The organism is Nostoc linckia z4, assembly GCF_002608075.1.
GTDB classification, from domain to species: Bacteria; Cyanobacteriota; Cyanobacteriia; order Cyanobacteriales; family Nostocaceae; genus Nostoc; species Nostoc linckia.
On record NZ_LAHA01000100.1, the window covers coordinates 1 to 18,242 of the forward strand.

The window sequence follows — 18,242 nt, forward strand, 5'->3', positions numbered from 1 at the left end:
GAAAGGGGAAAGGGGAAAGGGGAAAGGGGAAAGGGGAAAGGGAAAAGGGCAAAGGGGGAAGGGGGAAGGGGAAAGGGGAAAGGGGAAAGGGAAAAGGGCAAAGGGAAAAGGGCAAAGGGAAAAGGGCAAAGGGCAAAGGTTTTAAATACATCCTTTACCCCTTACCCCTTAACCTTTTCCCAGACCACAAGGGAAGTTCATACTGCTTATCCGAACCGTATTGAGTCTCTGGCTTTGCTTGATTAGACTGTTGACTGTCAACAGTTAACAGTCAACACGAGTAGTTATGCTTTATTTAGCGTGCATTAGCTTACTATGACTCTCTTAAAACATAGCCGACACCCCGCACTGTTTGTATGAGGCGCTTTTGGCCTTCATCTTCAATTTTGAGACGCAAGTAGCGAATATAAACTTCAATGACATTTGATTCACCTAGAAAATCATAACCCCAAACATTTTCTAGAATTTGTTCGCGGGTTAAGACCTCACGGGGATGTTCCATTAGAAATTTTAAAAGTTCAAATTCCTTCATTGTCAAATCAATTGGCCGCCCGTTGTGTATGGCACGGCGAGTTGCTATATCTAAAATTAAATCTCCGAAGCGTAATTGCTCCGTGGTATCCACATCGGGTTTTAAGTAGAGGCGAATTAACTTCAAAAAGTCTTCTGAACGGTAAGGCTTGAGGATGTAATCATCAGCTCCGGCTTCTAGACAAGCTACACGATCGTCAACTGTATCCCTTGCCATTAAAATCAACACAGGCGATCGCACACCAATGCTTCTGAGATTTTTACACAATGAGAGTCCTGATTCTCCTGCTAGCATTCGGTCTAAAACAATTAAAGCAGGCTGGCGATCGCGACAGTGTTGTAGCCCGCTAGTTGCATCATGAGCCAAAATTGATTCATAGCCGGCTTCTAACAAATCGCAAGCAAGCTGATTTGCTAGATTTTCATCGGTTTCAATCACCACAACACAGGGACTTTGAGCAACTGTCATAAGAATTTGGGATATGGGCATGGGGCATGGGGCACGGGGCATGGAGGAGATGAGGGAGGTAGGGGAACAGGGAGCAGGGAGCAGGAAGCAGGGGAGATGATCTTCCCCTCTACCCCCTGCCCCTTTGCCTCTTACCCATACTCTATGCCCTATGCCCTATGCGCCCCATCCCCATACCCTATGTCCCATGATTATGGTAATTCTACAGAAGTTGGTTTGGCGATATGTGGCAAACCCCAGCCTAATTTTTCTCGTAAAATTCGGAAAAACTCTGGTGGTTGTAGGCGAATAAATCGGACACTATATTGCGATCGCTCTATATGTACTCGATCCTCTGGTAATACATAGCAACCCCCATTCCCATCCACTACCATCACCAGCCGAGGAATATTGACTGGGTAAATATTGACCGATTCTGTGTCTGGAAATACTAATGCTCTAGAAGCTAAAGAATGCGGGCAAATAGGTACTAGCTGTAGAGCAGGTACGCCAGGAGTCACTACTGGGCCGCCAGCACTCAATGAGTAAGCTGTGGAACCAGTTGGTGTAGAAACAATCACGCCATCCGCAGCAATATCTACTGGCGCATGACGCCCGATGGCAATTTCAAAATGGCACATGGAGGTTAAGGGTTCCCGATGCAGCACCATTTCATTCAAGCACAGAGCTTCCCACAGTACTGAATCTCCACGAAACACTTTGACAGTGAGCATGGCTCGTTCTTCAATTTCATACTCACCCGCCATCACCTGTTCTAGTGCTTGGGGTAATTGATTGAGGAAAATTTCTGTCAAAAATCCCATGTGACCAGTATTCACTGTTAACAGTGGAATACCACAGGGGGCTACCTGGCGAGATGCTGCTAAAACAGTACCATCTCCTCCTAACACCACCGCGAATTTCATATCTGAGTCAAAACCGGGGGGGGTTAGACCGTCTAGGGGGGTATGGCGTACTGGACTCTCAGGGGTAGAGTTGCCCAATATGCCACCGATACTCGATGTGACACACACATTCCAACCGGCTGCGGTTAGCTTGTCTTTCAACTCGATAGCGACACGACCCGCTACCGGTTTAACGTCGTTGTAGATAATGCCTGCTTTCGGCACACTCAAATATCCAAGTTTAGGCAATGCTCTGTATTATGTAATCGTTACACATTTTTGACAATCTAGTCATTAATTTAGCTAAATCTGGGAAAAGAGTGCGCTGTACCGCAAGCGGTCAGCGCCGGATAGTTCGCTGTTAAATGTCTAGATTCCAAAGTCTAATGACTATTGGCTATTGGCTTTTGAAGATTGTTTAAAAGGAGTTTTTTTAGATTTCTGCTTTTTAGTCTTATTTTTTTCGTAGTCTAACTCTTTAAGCTTCTTCATAATTCTGCTGAAGTACTCTTGCAGATAACTTTCTAGAGTTGTAGTTTGTTCTCGGTCTAAACCAAATACTCTGTACACTTCATCCATTGGAGCATTTAATTGTTTACCGCTAGCCAAGACTTCTGTAAATGCCAGCCTGTCTGCTACGTTCCATCCCCATTGAAAGAAGCGCATAAAACCGCGCACAGCACGCAGTAAATTTAAGGGCATCCGTGTCACCCTGGCTTCTTTTCCAGATAAGCGTTCGCACAAGCTAATGATTTCTTCTGCGCTCCATGCACGAGTACCTACTACGGGAAAAGCTTGGTTTTCTGTTTCTGGCACACTCAAAGCGCGGATGGCAAATTTAGCAATGTCTTGGGTATCCATGTAAGCAATGGGAGAAGATTCACCACTTACCCAAACTGGTTGTCCTTCCAAAATGGGAATTCCGTATTGACCAATTAACCCTTGCATAAAACCAGCTAGCCGCAAGATGGTGTAATTTAAGCCAGACTCAGCCAAGAACAGTTCTGTACATCGCTTAATTTCCATCAGCGGCACTTCTGGGTATTTATCAGCATCTAAAATCGAAAAGAATATAAAACGCTCTACACCCGCTGCCTTTGCAGCTTGAATTAATGCTACTTTACCGTCCCAGTCCACTTGTTTGATACTTAGTGAATCTGTAGGGCGGGATGTTGAAGCATCAATGACTTGGGTTACTCCTTCTAAGGCTGTTTCTATGGTGTCTGGGTAACGCAAACTTCCCGATACCAGTTCCGCACCCCATTCTTTCAAAAAAGCTGCTTTTTTACTACTGCGGACTAGACAGCGCACTTTATATCCCTCATCGATAGCACGACGAGCCACTTGTCTTCCTAAGGTGCCAGTGGCACCGACGATTAATAATGTCATGAGGGTTGTAATATATCTTAATGTTTTATGAAAAGAATCTTATCAGAATAATTAAATGTAAACAAAAGTTTACATTTTTTTCAGAAAATCCATTGAATTTGAGAGATTCATGAGAAAACGGCTGTCCAGTTGGCGGACGAGCTTTTTTGTGAGTTAGGGGTGGAAAAGTGAATGGGGAGTGGGGGAGATGAAGGGACAAGGGAACAAGGAGAACAATTGTTAACTCTTGTAGAGACAAGGATTAATGGCGTCTACTCCTAACTTTGAGCGTCAACAAGAGCCAGTGCGTTGGACGGATTTACCGCCTGTAAGCAACTTGGCTCTCAAGTGTCAACTATTCTTCTCCGCCTTGAATTTTTAGTAACAACGCGCCTAAGCCCCAGCCGATGAAGATTAAACCGAAGGACAATAGAGCTGCATTCATAATTTCGGCGCCCATTAGTGTGATTCTCCTTAATATAAGTTGGCCTGTGTAAACTGGGTCTACCAGAAGCTTTTCGATAGTTTCTGCGATATTAGACCTGTGTAAATAATTTTAAACTAGTTTAGCAGGTAATCCCTACTGGTTTTGGAGGCAATCTCTACTGTGGAGAGGGGATGAGGGAGATCGGGGGGATCGGATGGATGAGGGAGAATTGGATGATAATTATGAGAAAATTTTATGTATCAAAATCATCAAGGTAATTTAGAAAATTTTGGCAAAGAAAATCCTCCGCGTTTAGCGTTGACTTTGGGAGATCCAGCAGGAATTGGGCCTGAGGTGATTTTGAAAGCTTTAGCAGACCCGACAATCAGTCAAAAATATGACATTACTGTGGTGGGTAACCGAGATTTACTGGCACAGACTTATGAAAGGCTAAATTTAACTCAAAATTTAGTACCTTTGGTTAATCCAGAGCTGTTGTCAGTAATCGATGTGCAGTTAAACGAGGAAATTAATGGTGAAATTATTCCAGGAATAGGTAATGCTGCTAGTGGTGCGGCTAGTTTTGCTTATATGGAATATGCCATCGCCCAAACACTTGCTGGTAAATTTGATGGTATCGTCACCGGGCCGATCGCTAAATCTGCTTGGAAAGCCGCAGGGTATAATTATCCAGGACAAACGGAACTTTTAGCAGAAAAATCTGGCGTTAAGCGCTTTGGGATGTTATTTGTGGCGCGATCGCCCCATACTAATTGGACACTCCGTGCTTTACTTGCTACCACACATATTCCTCTGTGTCAAGTACCTGAAACATTGACACCCCAGTTATTGACAGAGAAACTGGATTTGTTGGTGGAGTGTTTAAACCAAGACTTTGGCATAGAGAAAGCGAGAATTGCGATCGCAGGTTTAAATCCCCATAGTGGAGAACAGGGACAATTGGGACGTGAAGAACAAGATTGGTTAATTCCCTGGTTGGAGCAAGAACGGCAAAATAGACCGCAATTACAATTGGATGGGCCGATACCGCCAGATACCATGTGGGTTAAGCCCGGTCAAGCTTGGTACGGAAATTCTCACCTTTCAAATCCTGCTGATGCCTACTTGGCACTTTACCACGACCAAGGCTTAATTCCAGTGAAATTAATGGCCTTCGACCGAGCAGTTAATACTTCTATTGGTCTGCCTTTTGTGCGGACTTCACCAGATCATGGAACTGCGTTTGATATTGCGGGTAAAGGAATTGCTGATGCTACGAGTATGAAGGCGGCGATAGATTTAGCGGCTGAGTTGGTTAGTCAAAGGTTGGCGGTAAAACTATGAATTATTTCATGATTTATAAATAGACTTTTCCAGATAATCATGGAAGTGCAACCAAGAGAAATTAGGAATTACCTGACAGTAGATGGGAAAAATGTTTTTGATGAGTGGCTTGATACTCTGCGAGATAGAAAAGCAAAAGCTAAAATAAGAGCCAGACTCGATCGAGTTGAAGATGGTAATTTAGGTGATTATAAGTCAGTTGGAGAAGATGTTTGCGAATTAAGAATCGATTATGGCCCAGGCTACCGCATATACTTTGGACAAGAAGGGATAACAGTTATTATTCTTTTATGTGGTGGAGATAAAAGTACTCAGGAACAAGATATTGTGAAAGCTCATGAATATTGGAAAGACTATAGGAGCCGAGATAATGCCTAGAAGTGTAAGCTATCACGAAGGACTAATTAAGCATTTACAAGACCCACTAGAAGCAGCATCTTATATAGAAGTAGTTCTAGAAGAGGGCGACCCTAAAATGTTAGGAAAAGCGCTCACAAATATCATTGAAGCACAGGGTGGAATCGATCGGTTTCCGGCGCAAGTTAAGCAATGCTATGAGCAACTTTACTTGATGTTATCTGAGCAAGGAAAAATTGAATTTTATTGCCTGAGTAAATTACTGGATGCATTGGGATTACAGCTAGCAGTAACAGTGAAGTTAGTATGACTGTCTGAGGCTTTCGCGCACACAAAATCACCGAGTCAGTTTGGTATTAACGTCCCAAATTAACCCAAGTTATACATTACAGCCTCAGTAAAAATATTTAGTTATTCATCTAGAACCCTTAGGTTTTGAGCAATTACGACGAATCTAGGTAAAACTTTTAGACTCTAAGATTAAATTTACAGCAGCACTTAAATCTTTAACAATTAAGTCGGGATGGTAAAGTTCTAATTGAGTGCGATCGCGGATACCACATTCCACTGCAATGGCTTTAATATCGTGTTTTTTGGCTGCGGTGATGTCGGCTTCTGTATCTCCCACCATCCAGGTATCAGCAGCAGCAGGTAGTTCTTCTATTGCTCTGGCCATCAACAAAGGTTTATCTTCAATGTCACGGGTTTTAACGTAATCGTTACTCAGGCAATAACAACGATTTTCGGGGAAAAATCTGTCTAAATCATATTTTTTGAAGGCATAATCTAGTTCCTTGACTCGGCGCATAGTCATAACAGCCAAATCAATTCCGGCTTGTTGAATCTTTAACAATGCATCAACAGCGCCCGGTGCAAGGGTGTCATACTCGAAGTAAGGTTGTGTATGTACTGTTTGTCGCCGTAATTGCGCGAATTCTTGTGCTTGAGCTTCGTCTAAGCCAGAATTTAAGGCGATTTGTTTTTCCGGAACACGCCTACGCTTGAACTCCCAAAATTCTGCCTTAGGAAGTTCGTTTACTGTTTGCTCTGGGCGACGAGTTTTTTCCAAGCAAAATTGATAAACTCGGTAGTAGCGTTCGGAAACATCAATAATTGGGCCGTCAAAGTCAGTGATTAGTCTTAGCATTGCTACACAATATTAATTTTTATTAAAATTATCGCAGTTATGTGGCTGTTTTGCGATCGCTAATCTGCACTGTTGAATTTAACTAAGTGTTTTTTGTAAAGACTTTTTTAGAAAGTATCGGCGATGACCTGGAGGAAAATCCTCCAACTCTCCAAATACTTCATAACCCAAGTGCTGATAAAATCCAGGAGCTTGGAAACTGTAAGTGAAAACATAGGCGTTGAAGCAGCCACGATTAACAGCCTCTTGTTCTGCGGTCAAAAGAAGTGCTTTTCCATATCCATCACCTCTTAAATCTTGTGCAACCCAGAGAGTACCGATGTGGAACCATCCCAAGCCGATAAAACCCTCCAAGCCGCCCACAACCTGATTGTGAGAATCACGAAGTAGTAAAAACAATGGCGTATATTGATAATCGCCAATCTTGTCTACATTGAATTCGTGAAGTTGCTTGTCAATAAAGTCAACTTCTTTAGAGTCTGGCTGACTTGCAATTGATATTTTATACTCAAGCATTTGAATGTTTATTTAATACTGTGAATAAGTACGAAGAATTATAAAACCAATCTAGTGAATTAGTGTCGTCCTTACACCCCTGATGCCTCCTTGTTTTTAGCGGCGATTTTTAAGCATCTTTAACTATAGTGACAGTTGGAAAAAATACAACTAAGATGTAAGCGGTCATATCTTCGGCTGTATCAGCTAAATGGTATTGACTAAATACATAGATAACGAATGAGTAGTTGGCTAGCAGCTGTCAAAGTTGAAGACTGTTTTGGAATCTTCACACAGTAGCAATCTACGGGTATTCCTCGTCCTTGTGTAATTGGTATTCGCCGCAAAAATTCTACTAGCAGGTTTATCTAATGTTTGGAGAACAGGAGACGTTGCAGTGCAACGTCTCTACATTGATTTGGGTTTTATATATCAGGTCTACCAATGAATAGTTTGAAATATTTGGGTTGCGTTACTTTGTTTGGGGTTTTAGCTTGTGCGTCAACAGCGATTGCTCAAACAATACCAGAACCAGAACCGATATTTTCACCCCGCTTGGGAGTACGCTACACCACTGAGGGTGGAGGATATGAATCATTTAGCACTTTTGAGGGGTTTTTGCCTGTTTTACAAACTCCTGGGAATAGTTTGACTTTTTTACAAGGCAGGATTTTATTAGACAATGATTCTAATTTAGCTAGCAATATATTGTTAGGACATCGATTTTTTAGTGCCAAAGATAATCGGATTATTGGTGGCTATATCTCTTATTCTACTCGCGACACAGGTAGAAGTAATTTTGAAAGATTAGGGTTAGGTTTTGAAGCTTTAGGTAGTTGGGATTTTCGTTTTAATGCTTATCTGCCTTTGAATTCTTCAGAAAAACAAATTGACCAAAGAAATCTACCATTGTTTCAAGGTAATTCATTAATTATAGAGCGATCGCGCTTTTTAGAAGTGGCGTTGTCTGGTGTAGATGCAGAAGTTGGTACGCGTTTGACAAAAATTGGTAGCGGCGATTTGCGGGGCTATGCGGGTGTATACTACTATTCTGGCGGTCAATCAAGGGAAGCTTTTGGTTGGAAAACGAGAATTGAAGCTCGTCCGAATGATTATTTAGGTTTGAGTCTTTCTCTGCAAAATGATGACTTATTTGATACTAGACTAGTTTTTAGTATTGGTGCGAATTTCCCTGGTAGTGGTACTAGAAGAAGCAAGCCGAAGAAAGATAGTATTTTAGCACGAATGGCAACAACGGTAGAAAACCAAGCTAATATTTTAGTTGCTGTTGAAAACAGAACTGATAGTTTTGCTGCAAGCATTGAATCAGGAAATCAAGGTTCTACAAATAATATTGATACTTCTACAAATAATAATAATACTAGCGATCGCTCCATCATTATTCATGTAGCTCCTGGTGGTACTGGTAATGGTACTTTTGAAGCTCCTTTTGGCACAATTGCTGATGCTTTGGCGGTGGCTAAAGCAGACAATGTTATTTATGTTCGTTCTAATTCAACCACTGTTTTTCCGCCATTTACTATTCCCGATGGCGTTCGAGTGTTCTCTAATGGCCCTCTACAAGTAGTTAATGTCAAAGATTTGGGAATTGTCACCCTACCTTTATCGGGTAGTGGGATAAATCCAATAATTACGGGTATGGTTCCCACTGGAAATGGATTAATTACACTGGGGAATAATACTGTGATTTCGGGATTTAATCTTCAGATTCCTGGCACTGATGATACCAGAGGTGTGAAGGGAACTAATATTAGTAATGTGAGAATTTTAGATAATCAAATTACCAATGCTTTTAGCGGAGGTATTTATTTAGAAAATGTCATAGGTACAGTAGAAATTGCCAGAAATACTATTATTGATACCCGCAGTCCTGCAATTGACAATAGTTTAGAAAGTGGAATTTTTGTCTGGAATTACCAGGAGATTACAGATTTAACAATTAGCGATAACCGCATCATTACTAACTTTGATGTTGATGCTAATTATAGAGTAGATGGAATTGAAGTTAATCTCTGTCGTGATGTTGATGCAGCGTTTCTCAATAAAACCTGTAGTAGCAACGCCAGTATTACAGCTAATATCCTGAATAACCAGATTATTTACAATAATCAAGTTAATGGTGGTTCTGGTGCAGATGGTATCAATTTGAATTTAGGTAACTTTGGTCAAGGCACATTTATAGTAAATGGAAATACCTTGACTAACATTGTTGATGAAGGAATTTCAATTACTGCCATTGCTAATTCTGAAGCTAATTTTACCATTACCAACAACATCATTACTAATGTTGGTGATAGTAGTATTAAAGTTGATTTACTCAAGCCAGAAGCTACAACTATGGCAGTGAATTTGTTTAATAATAGTATTACTAACTTTACAATCACAGGAAATACTTTAGATACCTCTGGTAATGATGGAATTGACTTTGCAGTGGGAGATAAGGCAGATTTAACTGTGACTATCGCTAATAATATTATCCAAAATATTGGCAGTGGTGATAGTGGCGATCGCGCTATTCAATTACAAGCAATAGATAATGCGATCGCTCGTCCTACAATTAAGGGTAATACTATCAATAATGTTTCTGGAGATGGCATACAGCTAATTCAAGTTGTTTCTCCCACAATTACTGGCAACGGCATTAACAATACTGGCAATGGGGGTATTGTAATAGAAACTGCTAGCGGCAGTACAAATATTAACAACAATAACTTAATTGATAGCAAACAAGCAAGCATTAAATTATCAGAAATCGCAGGTACCGCAACTATTAGTCAGAACAATATCAACGGTAGTAACAATAGCAGTGGTATTGACTTTACCAATACTACAGGTGATGTCAATTTAACAATTATCAACAATGAATTGACAGAAAATTTTAAAGATATTGGCGTCAGTTTAGCTGGTACGGCTTCAGGAATCTTAGAAATTAATAACAATACCATAACTAATAATGGCACGGCTGTAGATGTGAAATTATCAGATAGTGTTAATTTAAGTAGTATAACTATCAACAACAATCAAATTGCTGGAGTTGATGCAGATATCACATCTAATGGTATCAATTTCCAAACTTTTAATAATGTTATTGCTGATAATGTAACTGTCTCAGGTAATGCTATCAACACCATAACCAATGGAGATGGAATTAATATTCAACTCAATGGAAATAGTCGTGCTGGCTTGACAATTTTTAATAATACAATTAACAATATCAGAGATACTGATACTGGAGATTTAAATTTAGCTGATGGTATAAATCTAGAAGTTTTTGATAATGTCAATTCTACAGTTAGTGTTAGTAGCAATAATCTTTCTAACATAGCTGGACGCGGTATTCATGCTGGTAACTTCAGCACTACAACTACTTTGAATGTCAGTATTGCAGAAAATCAAATTTTAAATACTACTGCTGAAGGTATTAAATTAAATGATTTGCAAGGCAATTTAGAAGTAATAAACAACATTATCGAAAATACCCAAGCTGTAGCAATTAAATTGAGTGGTGCTGAAACAGCAAAAATTACTGATAATGCTATCACCAATGCAGGTAGTCAAGGTATCCAGGTGGAAAATTCCCACGGTACTCTCAATATAGAAGACAATACAATTACTGATGCTAATCAAGAAAGTATTGCTTTATTTGAAGTCACGGGTACAGTTACCATTAATCGGAATATTATTAACGGTTTGAATAACAGTTTTGGTATCTTTACTCAAAATTCTACAGATAGCGTAAATTTAACAATTAGTAATAATAATTTGTCAGAAAACTCCAATGATATTAGTGTTAATTTGTCTGGTAGTGCATCCGGTACAGTAGACATTAATAATAATATTATTTCTAATATTGGTAGTGGTGTAGATGTTCAATTAACAGGCAATGCTAATTTAAGCAGTATAAATATTAATAACAATCAAATCGCTGGAGTAAACACAAGTACGATTTCAAATGGTATCAAATTCCAAGCTGCTGATGATGTTGTCGCTAACAATATTAGTGTTTCTGGGAATACTATCAACGACATAACTAATAAAGATGGCATGAATTTCCAAGTTAGGAATAATTCTCAGACAATCTTGACAATATCTGAGAATACAATTACCAATATCCGAGATTTTAACCCAGGAGACTCGAATTTTGTTAATGGTATTAAACTAGAATTTTTTAATGATAACGTTACTAGCAGTGCTAACATTTCTAACAATGTTCTGTCACTAATTGATGGAAACGGTGTTAATACAACTAACAATGGCAATGATACCATCAACTCAGTAGATGTCACAATTACCGGAAATCAATTTAGTGATATTGGCAATTATTTTATTTTCCTTGACAACATTTCAGATTTTCAATACTCCCCATAATCAGAGTCATGTTTAGCTCAAAGAGTCTGTAGAATAGCTTTATACTAATATGCTTGCGTAAGTCCTGCATAATTAGGTTGGGTAAGACACTCACTCCACAAAAATTACAGCAGTTTTCATCTATTTGAACCACGTCTGTCGTAGGGGCGGCCCCTACCGGATGGTGTATTTACCTGAAAATTGCTGTAATTTCTCGTTTAGGATACGTGAGTCCTAACCAAGTTGAAAGTAAATAAAAGCCCTCTGATGGTACAGAGGGCTTTTGGCAGATATGGTTAGCTAAGGGAGCAAAAATAACAGAACTAATGCAAACACTTGGTAAATTAATGTAGATGCAATAGGTTGCTATATAAATAAATAGTATCAGATGACTATCAGATAGGATACTCATATACATCATACATGCAACGCCTTAATTACTACTAATGTTAGCTTCAGCTAAAACTCTTGAAAAATAATATTTACTCAGGGTTTCAATAAACCTCAATTTCACTGGAATTTTCCAGTTATGCAAAGAATATTTAAAATTTTTAGCGAAAACTTCATTGAATCTTTTTATCTTTATTAAGAGTATTTTAAATTTGAATTTATATCTAATATAAAATATTACATAAAGATTTTAATCAGCATATAAAAAATATATTTATCCATATACGAGCTTCAATAAATTTCTCTTGGAAAAATACAATCATTTTCTGATTAATTCCGGCTTTAATATAATTAAATATACTCGTTTTTAATTTATTTTAAAGTTAACTTAACAGGTAGTTTTAAATAAAAAATAACTTAAATTATATTAACATGCTAAAATGATTTAACAAAATTAAATGTTGTTATCTTCACTTGAAACTTTAATGGAAATGAAAAATCTATTTTCACAAAACAGGCTTTTTTTTCAATCTTTGATACGCTTTTCAATAATTATTTTATTAGTAATAGGTGTCTTTTTTCGCTTTGTCAATCTTGATAAAAAGATTTACTGGAGTGATGAAGTTGTATCATCATTACGTATATCTGGATATACGGAGTCAGAACTTGAAAACAAATTACGTAATGGGAATTTAATTAATAAAGAACAACTAAATAAATACCAGTATCCTAATCCAGAAAAAACTACGATTGATGTCATGAAAGGCATAGTCATAGAAGACGCACATATTTTACCATTACACGTTTTGCTGACTAGATTTTGGGTGAACTTATTTGGTAATTCTATAGCAGTAACAAGAAGTTTTTCGGCCTTTATTAGTTTGTTAACATTTCCTTGTATATATTGGCTATGTCAAGAATTATTTAGATCTTCGCTAACGGGGTGGATAGCAATGGCGTTGGTAGCTGTTTCACCGGCTCATGTCATATATGCACAAGAAGCACGAGCTTATAGTTTATGGATAGTAGTTATTTTAATATCAAGCGCAGCGCTACTGCGAGCGATGCGTTTGAAAACCAAGGTTAGTTGGTGCATTTATGCAGCAACATTATCACTATCATTTTATAGTCATATATTTTTTGGTTTTATTGCTGTTGCACAGGCAATTTATGTAGCGATAATTGAACGCTTTCGATTGAGTAAAACCTCTATTTCTTACCTGTTAGCATCGTTTGTAGGGTTTATAACTTTTGTACCTTGGATTTGGATTATAGTTACAAATAGTCACTCAGATGCAGTATATTGGGCGAATGTAAAACAAACTTTATTTGATTCAGCTTCAAGATGGGCTGGAATTATTAGTCGTGTGGTTCTTGATTTAGGTGTTAGTCCTAGTGACTCTAAGGAACTTAAATTTGCCTTGATTCCTTTTATCGGCATTATTTTAGTTCTAATTATTTATTCAATTTATGTTCTTTGTCGAAGAACTTCTAAAAGAGTATGGTTATTTGTTTTAACATTAATTGGATCTGTGGGTCTTCCTTTAGTAATCTTAGACTTTGTGTTTCACAAGCGATACGGTACTAGTCGATATACACTTCCCTGTATTTTAGGTATACAGTTAAGTATTGCTTATTTATTAGCCAATAAAATCAGGTTTAACTATAAAAAATCTTTTCAAAAAAAGTTTTGGTCATTGGCAAGTTTGTTGATAATGATTAGTGGCATCATATCTTGCGGAATCAGTTCTCAATCTCAAATGTGGTGGAACAAATTTCCGGAAAAATATGAAGAATATCCACAGGTAGCAAACATAGTTTCTCAATATCAAAAAGTACTTTTAATTAGCGATACAAAAATAGTTCCAGAAATACAAATACTTGGTCACTTAGTTTTGCCAAACGTACAATTTAAAATCGTTGATTCAAAGAAATTACCCGAAATAACTAGTGATTTTAATGATATATTTTTGTTCCAGCCTTCTGATTTTCTAAAATCTGGAATTGAGAAAACTTATAACTTCAAGTTACAACAGATAAACAAACTTCTCTGGAAAATCATTAAATCTAATTAGGAACTTGCAAGTAAAAAATATTTCATTGCTATGTTGACTGTTAACTGTGAACCGTCAACAGTCAATGCTTCAAGTGCAATAATTTATTTTTTGGAGTTCTTTGAAACCTAATAAATGAAACACATACTTACATGACTATTAGCAAGTTTCAATAAGTACACCAAAGCTTAAATTAACAATAAGCCATCCAACTTAGTTAAAAATTAATATCAATTAACTCAAAATCAGAAAAATTAGAGTAAAAATATACTTGAATCAATTCATGATTTAAGTATATATCTTTATTATTACGCCTTATGTCGTCGCCCCTCGATCGCCCGCTCAAAATTGAAATTAGACTTCCATCTTCCCATCCCCATTTACTAGAAGGACTTGAGACATGGCTACGGTTGGGTTTAATATCCGATTCTCAAGTCAGGCAGTTATGCCGAGAATTTCTCACCTGTGCGGTGGTGTTGCAAGCCCAGACTCAAGTTGCAACTAAAGTAAAATTTGCAACTTCAGAATCGGTGGAACAGTTATCCGTAGCTGCTTTACAAACTACACCACCAAAACCAGCTCAACCGAACTTCATTAGCACAATGTTGCAGTCACTAGCGGCTGAATTGAGCGTCCGTTGGCTGCTTTTTCTAGGAGTATTTTTAGTAGTGGTCTCCTCCGGGGTGCTGGCTGCTAGTCAATGGGAAAAATTTCCCGCTTTTGGACAATATGGAGTTTTATTTGCCTATACTTTGAGTTTCTGGGGGTTAAGTTTTTGGGCGACTAGGCAAAACAACTTGAGACTGACAGCTCAAACATTAGTGATTGTCACCGTCTTATTAGTGCCAGTGAACTTTTGGGCTATGGATAGTTTCGGGTTATGGCAAAATCCTTTGAATTGGATTATAGTTGCCATCGCCTGTACTACTCTCAGTGCTATTACTGTTTTAATCTCCAAAAATCAAACTATTTTTGCTGATTTACACACCGCTAAATTACCCGTAGTAAATATTCTGGCGCTGAGTTATCTGCATTGGGGTTGGCAATTCAAAGGATTTCCCTTAATTGCCGTTTATCTGGGAATAATAGCTACAACGATCGCTACCCTCATCCATCATCGCCACTCACATACAGAAAATCCAGGCGATCGCCATAATTTAAGTATTAGCTTTAGTGCTACTGTAATTATTTATGCTTTAATCATCCTATTAGTACGAGCAATTTTTATTGCTTCGGTAAATGTCACACAGTTGGGTTTAGCTGTTGGCATTTGCGGTTGGTTGATTACTTGGTTAGCACAGCAGGGAAGAACAGGGGAAGATGAAGCAGTAACATTAATATCTCCCACCCTGGGAGAACCTCAAGCTACATCCCCCCCATCTCCCTCATCCCCCCAACTCTGGGAAAGACTCGGTGCAATTTTACTTTTCCTGGGTTGGCTGGTGGCAATAATTCCCGATCCTTGGCAAGCCATCGCTGTGAGTGGTTTGGGTTTGTGGTTTGTGGGAAATCGCTTGCAGCGCTACAGTTTCAAAGTGGATTTGGCGGCGGTTTTTGTCATTGGCTTACAGATAATTTGGCTGTGTTGGCGGTTAATACCCGATGGGTTACAGAAATTAGCCATCGCTACTGCTACTACATTGACAAATTCTCAAACTCAACCTTGGGCATTACTGGGCGTAGTTTTATTTCCCTACGTAATTTTCATGGTGGCGTTGACGGATAATTTGTATCGCAGCCAAAAACGAGAATTGGCTAGGTTCGGCGAACTGCTGACTTTACTATTAGGAACATTTTTGACAACCATCGCCGCAGTCAATCCGGCGTTGCGATCGCTAAATTTGCTATTTTCCACCATTACCCTTGCCGTTGTCAGTAACCGCCGCTCTCAATTATCTGCTCCTCTGGTATACCTGACTCATATCATCGGCGTATTCACCTTCTGTGCTTGGATAAATTGGTTTTTACCAACACTCAGTAGAGAAGTATGGGCAAGTATTTTATTGGCTGTAATGGTTACAGAATGGATATTTAGCCTGGGAAATGGTATATGGCGACGTAGCGCCTGGGACATCGGTTTAGGACTAGCTGCCGTTAGTTTTTTGCTGTTGTGGATGAATGCAGAATCATCTTGGTACGGCATCGTTGATGGTAGAGCTAATTGGGGAGTTGTTTGGCTCGTTACACCCATAGCCCTCAGTGGTGTTGCCAATAAGACAAATGTAGAAAATCGGACTATTAACCGTTACTTAAGTATCTTGGCTGTGGCAATTGCCCAGTTACTCACTTTACAGCTACCAGGAACCAGATTAATCGGTTTGGCGGTGGCTGCGGGATTAATGTTCGTACATACCCGCTATTTGCGAAACGAAATTAGCGCCCTAATTACCGAAGGATTTGTTTTAAGTTTTATTGGAATGCTGCTGTGGAATGGTGTGCCTGGTTTACCCCGTCTGGCGGTGGCTGGTTGGTTTGTTGTGGGAGCCATAGCCACTTTCAGTTTATGGTTAATCCGTAGGGTACTGAGGCAGCGCGGTAACGAATTAGCTTTAATTTATGCAGCCGCTAGCGATAAATGGGCGATCGCTTTGTGTAGTTTTGAATTGTTGGCTTTGACGCTGCACTCAATTTTGATTTACCAAGGAATGGCTAATTCCGGATTTTTGTACTTACTTACCAGTGGTATCATTTTAGTAAGTATCATCTATCGCAGTTGGCAACAGCCTACAAATTGGGCATTTTATGGCATTGGCTGGTGTTTGGAATTGTTAACAGCCCAGGCATTGGGATTTGGTTCACCATCAATTATTAAAATAGCGATCGCCAATATTGCCTTGGGTTTACTTACTCAGCTGGCGGGAGAGTGGTGGAAACGGCGACATCAATTACAAAGCTTGCCTAGCAGCTTTCACATTTTACCGATGGTTTATGGTGTATTCAGCGTATTCCTCCGTGTAAACACCTTCACCGACTGGACGGGTTTGTGTTCCTTGGGTGTAGCTTTAATTATCATTGGCGTGGGGCGACGGCGGGAAGACTTTAAACCCTTGGTGTATCTAGGAATTATTGGGGTATCAATTTCTGCCTATGAACTTTTGTTTTATCAAATGTTACAAGTTTCCGGAGGTGCATTAGGGGATGGATTAATTGCCATGTCTGCCCTTGGTACTACTATTATGTACGCCTATCGCCTTCTTTCCCCTTGGCTGATGGGATACTTACGCTTAACTCCCCAAGAACTCAAAGGCATAGCGGATATTCACTGGGCTTGGAGTAGTTGCTTATTAATCTTTGCCACTATCCTTCCCATTGGAGTTAATCGCTTGGTGGGTTTGGGAACTGGCGTATTTTTAGTTAGGTATGCGATTTTTCAGGGAAAGACATCGCCTCAATCTTCCCTATCTTCAACATGGCGGATAACAATAGATGAACTTTGGGTTTACCTGGGTTTGTTAGAGGCGGGTTTGTTCAGTATTTTATTGCAGGAAACTACTGTCGGGCGTTTTTTTATTACACTACTTCCTTGGAATGGTGCGATCGCTTCTGTAGCCGCCTATTTTCTGTATATTCTACCTTGGGAAAATTGGGGTTGGTCTAAAAGACCTTGGCAACAAGCTGCATATATTCTGCCATTAATAGTTTTATGGCAAACCGCACTGCAAGTTTACCCAATTACTTTAGTACTCACCGCAGGATATTACATTTTCTTGAGCATTGTCCGTGAAAACATTCGTTTTACCTATATTAGTGTAGCTTTGGTTGATTGGGCGCTTTATCGTTGGTTTTATACCTCATACCTGCGGGAAGCTTTGTGGTACGTAACACCATTTGGCTTATCACTACTTTATATTGCTCAAGTAGACACCCAACTGAAACTACCAGAATTTAAAACAGTTCGTCATAGCCTGCGGTTGTTGGGTAGCGGTTTAATTTGTGGTTGGGCAATTTTCTTTCATCAAAACACCCCTTGGATACCGGGAATTTTTAGCCTCATAACCATTTTCGCGGGATTAGCTTTAAGAGTGCGGGCTTTCCTCTACATTGGTACAGCAACTTTTGTAATTACTACTATTTACCAATCGGTAATTTTCAGCTTGCAGTACTCATTTTTAAAATGGGTTGTTGGTTTGCTAGTGGGGATTTTACTGATTTATATCGCCGCCAACTTTGAAACTCGTCGCGTCCAAATAACTTCCCTAATTCGTAACACCATTGATGAATTGCGATCGTGGCAATAAGGTAAGGTGTCAATACTGCTCAGGTTTTGGATTTTAAACTGGAATTTGGTTTGGGGAAAAGGTGAGCCAGCGCGGTCTTGGGGGTTTCCCCCATGAGCGACTGGCGAACCCCGAAGGGGTTAAAGGGTAAGGGTTAAAGGTTTTTTCTTTCCCTTTTCCCCTTTCCCTTT

Annotated in this window: 13 protein-coding genes; 7 read left to right on the forward strand and 6 right to left on the reverse strand. The window is 39.2% G+C overall.

The annotated features are described in order from the left end of the window. Positions 1–246, forward strand: a 246-nt coding sequence (locus VF06_RS42250; RefSeq protein WP_099084307.1) for a hypothetical protein, incomplete at its 5' end; no start/stop codon positions are given. A gap of 67 nt (positions 247–313) precedes the next feature. Here VF06_RS42250 and nblR read toward each other — a convergent pair. The 4 genes from nblR to petM all read right to left on the reverse strand — a co-directional run bounded on the left by nblR (position 314) and on the right by petM (position 3,712). Continuing rightward, positions 314–1,000: a response regulator transcription factor NblR gene (nblR, locus tag VF06_RS37270; protein ID WP_099068719.1), complete on the reverse strand. Its 687-nt coding sequence runs from the start codon at positions 998–1,000 to the stop codon at positions 314–316. A gap of 191 nt (positions 1,001–1,191) precedes the next feature. Next, the gene (locus VF06_RS37275; protein ID WP_099068718.1) at positions 1,192–2,109 is read right to left on the reverse strand and encodes an NAD(+) kinase; all 918 of its coding nucleotides are present in this window, start codon (positions 2,107–2,109) and stop codon (positions 1,192–1,194) included. Between the two features lie 165 nt (positions 2,110–2,274). After that, positions 2,275–3,273, reverse strand: a complete 999-nt coding sequence (locus VF06_RS37280; RefSeq protein ID WP_099068717.1) for an SDR family oxidoreductase — start codon at positions 3,271–3,273, stop codon at positions 2,275–2,277. A gap of 334 nt (positions 3,274–3,607) precedes the next feature. Beyond that, positions 3,608–3,712, reverse strand: coding sequence for a cytochrome b6-f complex subunit PetM (petM, locus tag VF06_RS37285; RefSeq protein ID WP_099068716.1), 105 nt, complete (start codon positions 3,710–3,712; stop codon positions 3,608–3,610). A gap of 222 nt (positions 3,713–3,934) precedes the next feature. On the opposite strand from petM, the gene pdxA reads away from it, so the two are divergent. From pdxA to VF06_RS37300, 3 genes are read left to right on the forward strand one after another with little or no spacing between them, the layout of a single operon-like run. Further along, the gene (gene pdxA / locus VF06_RS37290; RefSeq protein ID WP_099068715.1) at positions 3,935–5,023 is read left to right on the forward strand and encodes a 4-hydroxythreonine-4-phosphate dehydrogenase PdxA; all 1,089 of its coding nucleotides are present in this window, start codon (positions 3,935–3,937) and stop codon (positions 5,021–5,023) included. Positions 5,024–5,062: 39 nt separating this feature from the next. Then, positions 5,063–5,401 (forward strand): type II toxin-antitoxin system RelE/ParE family toxin, encoded by a 339-nt coding sequence (locus VF06_RS37295; RefSeq protein WP_099068714.1) that lies wholly within the window; start codon positions 5,063–5,065, stop codon positions 5,399–5,401. Beyond that, the gene (locus VF06_RS37300) at positions 5,394–5,690 is read left to right on the forward strand and encodes a helix-turn-helix domain-containing transcriptional regulator (protein WP_099068713.1); all 297 of its coding nucleotides are present in this window, start codon (positions 5,394–5,396) and stop codon (positions 5,688–5,690) included. The genes VF06_RS37295 and VF06_RS37300 overlap by 8 nt, the downstream gene beginning before the upstream one ends. Before the next feature lie 144 nt (positions 5,691–5,834). Here VF06_RS37300 and VF06_RS37305 read toward each other — a convergent pair whose 3' ends face one another. Both VF06_RS37305 and VF06_RS37310 read right to left on the reverse strand, forming a co-directional pair. After that, positions 5,835–6,527: an HAD family hydrolase gene (locus VF06_RS37305; RefSeq protein ID WP_099068712.1), complete on the reverse strand. Its 693-nt coding sequence runs from the start codon at positions 6,525–6,527 to the stop codon at positions 5,835–5,837. Positions 6,528–6,605: 78 nt separating this feature from the next. Beyond that, complete coding sequence (locus tag VF06_RS37310) at positions 6,606–7,043, reverse strand: GNAT family N-acetyltransferase (RefSeq protein ID WP_099068711.1); 438 nt, start codon at positions 7,041–7,043, stop codon at positions 6,606–6,608. Between the two features lie 423 nt (positions 7,044–7,466). Between VF06_RS37310 and VF06_RS37315 the strand changes: the two genes are divergently transcribed. The 3 genes from VF06_RS37315 to VF06_RS37325 all read left to right on the forward strand — a co-directional run bounded on the left by VF06_RS37315 (position 7,467) and on the right by VF06_RS37325 (position 18,072). Then, a complete protein-coding gene (locus tag VF06_RS37315; RefSeq protein ID WP_099068710.1) occupies positions 7,467–11,411 on the forward strand; it encodes a beta strand repeat-containing protein in 3,945 nt (1,314 codons plus the stop codon). 827 nt (positions 11,412–12,238) lie between these two features. Further along, positions 12,239–13,855: a glycosyltransferase family 39 protein gene (locus tag VF06_RS37320; protein ID WP_099068709.1), complete on the forward strand. Its 1,617-nt coding sequence runs from the start codon at positions 12,239–12,241 to the stop codon at positions 13,853–13,855. Positions 13,856–14,151: 296 nt separating this feature from the next. Further along, positions 14,152–18,072, forward strand: coding sequence for a DUF2157 domain-containing protein (locus VF06_RS37325; RefSeq protein ID WP_099068708.1), 3,921 nt, complete (start codon positions 14,152–14,154; stop codon positions 18,070–18,072). The last annotated feature ends 170 nt before the right edge of the window (positions 18,073–18,242 follow it).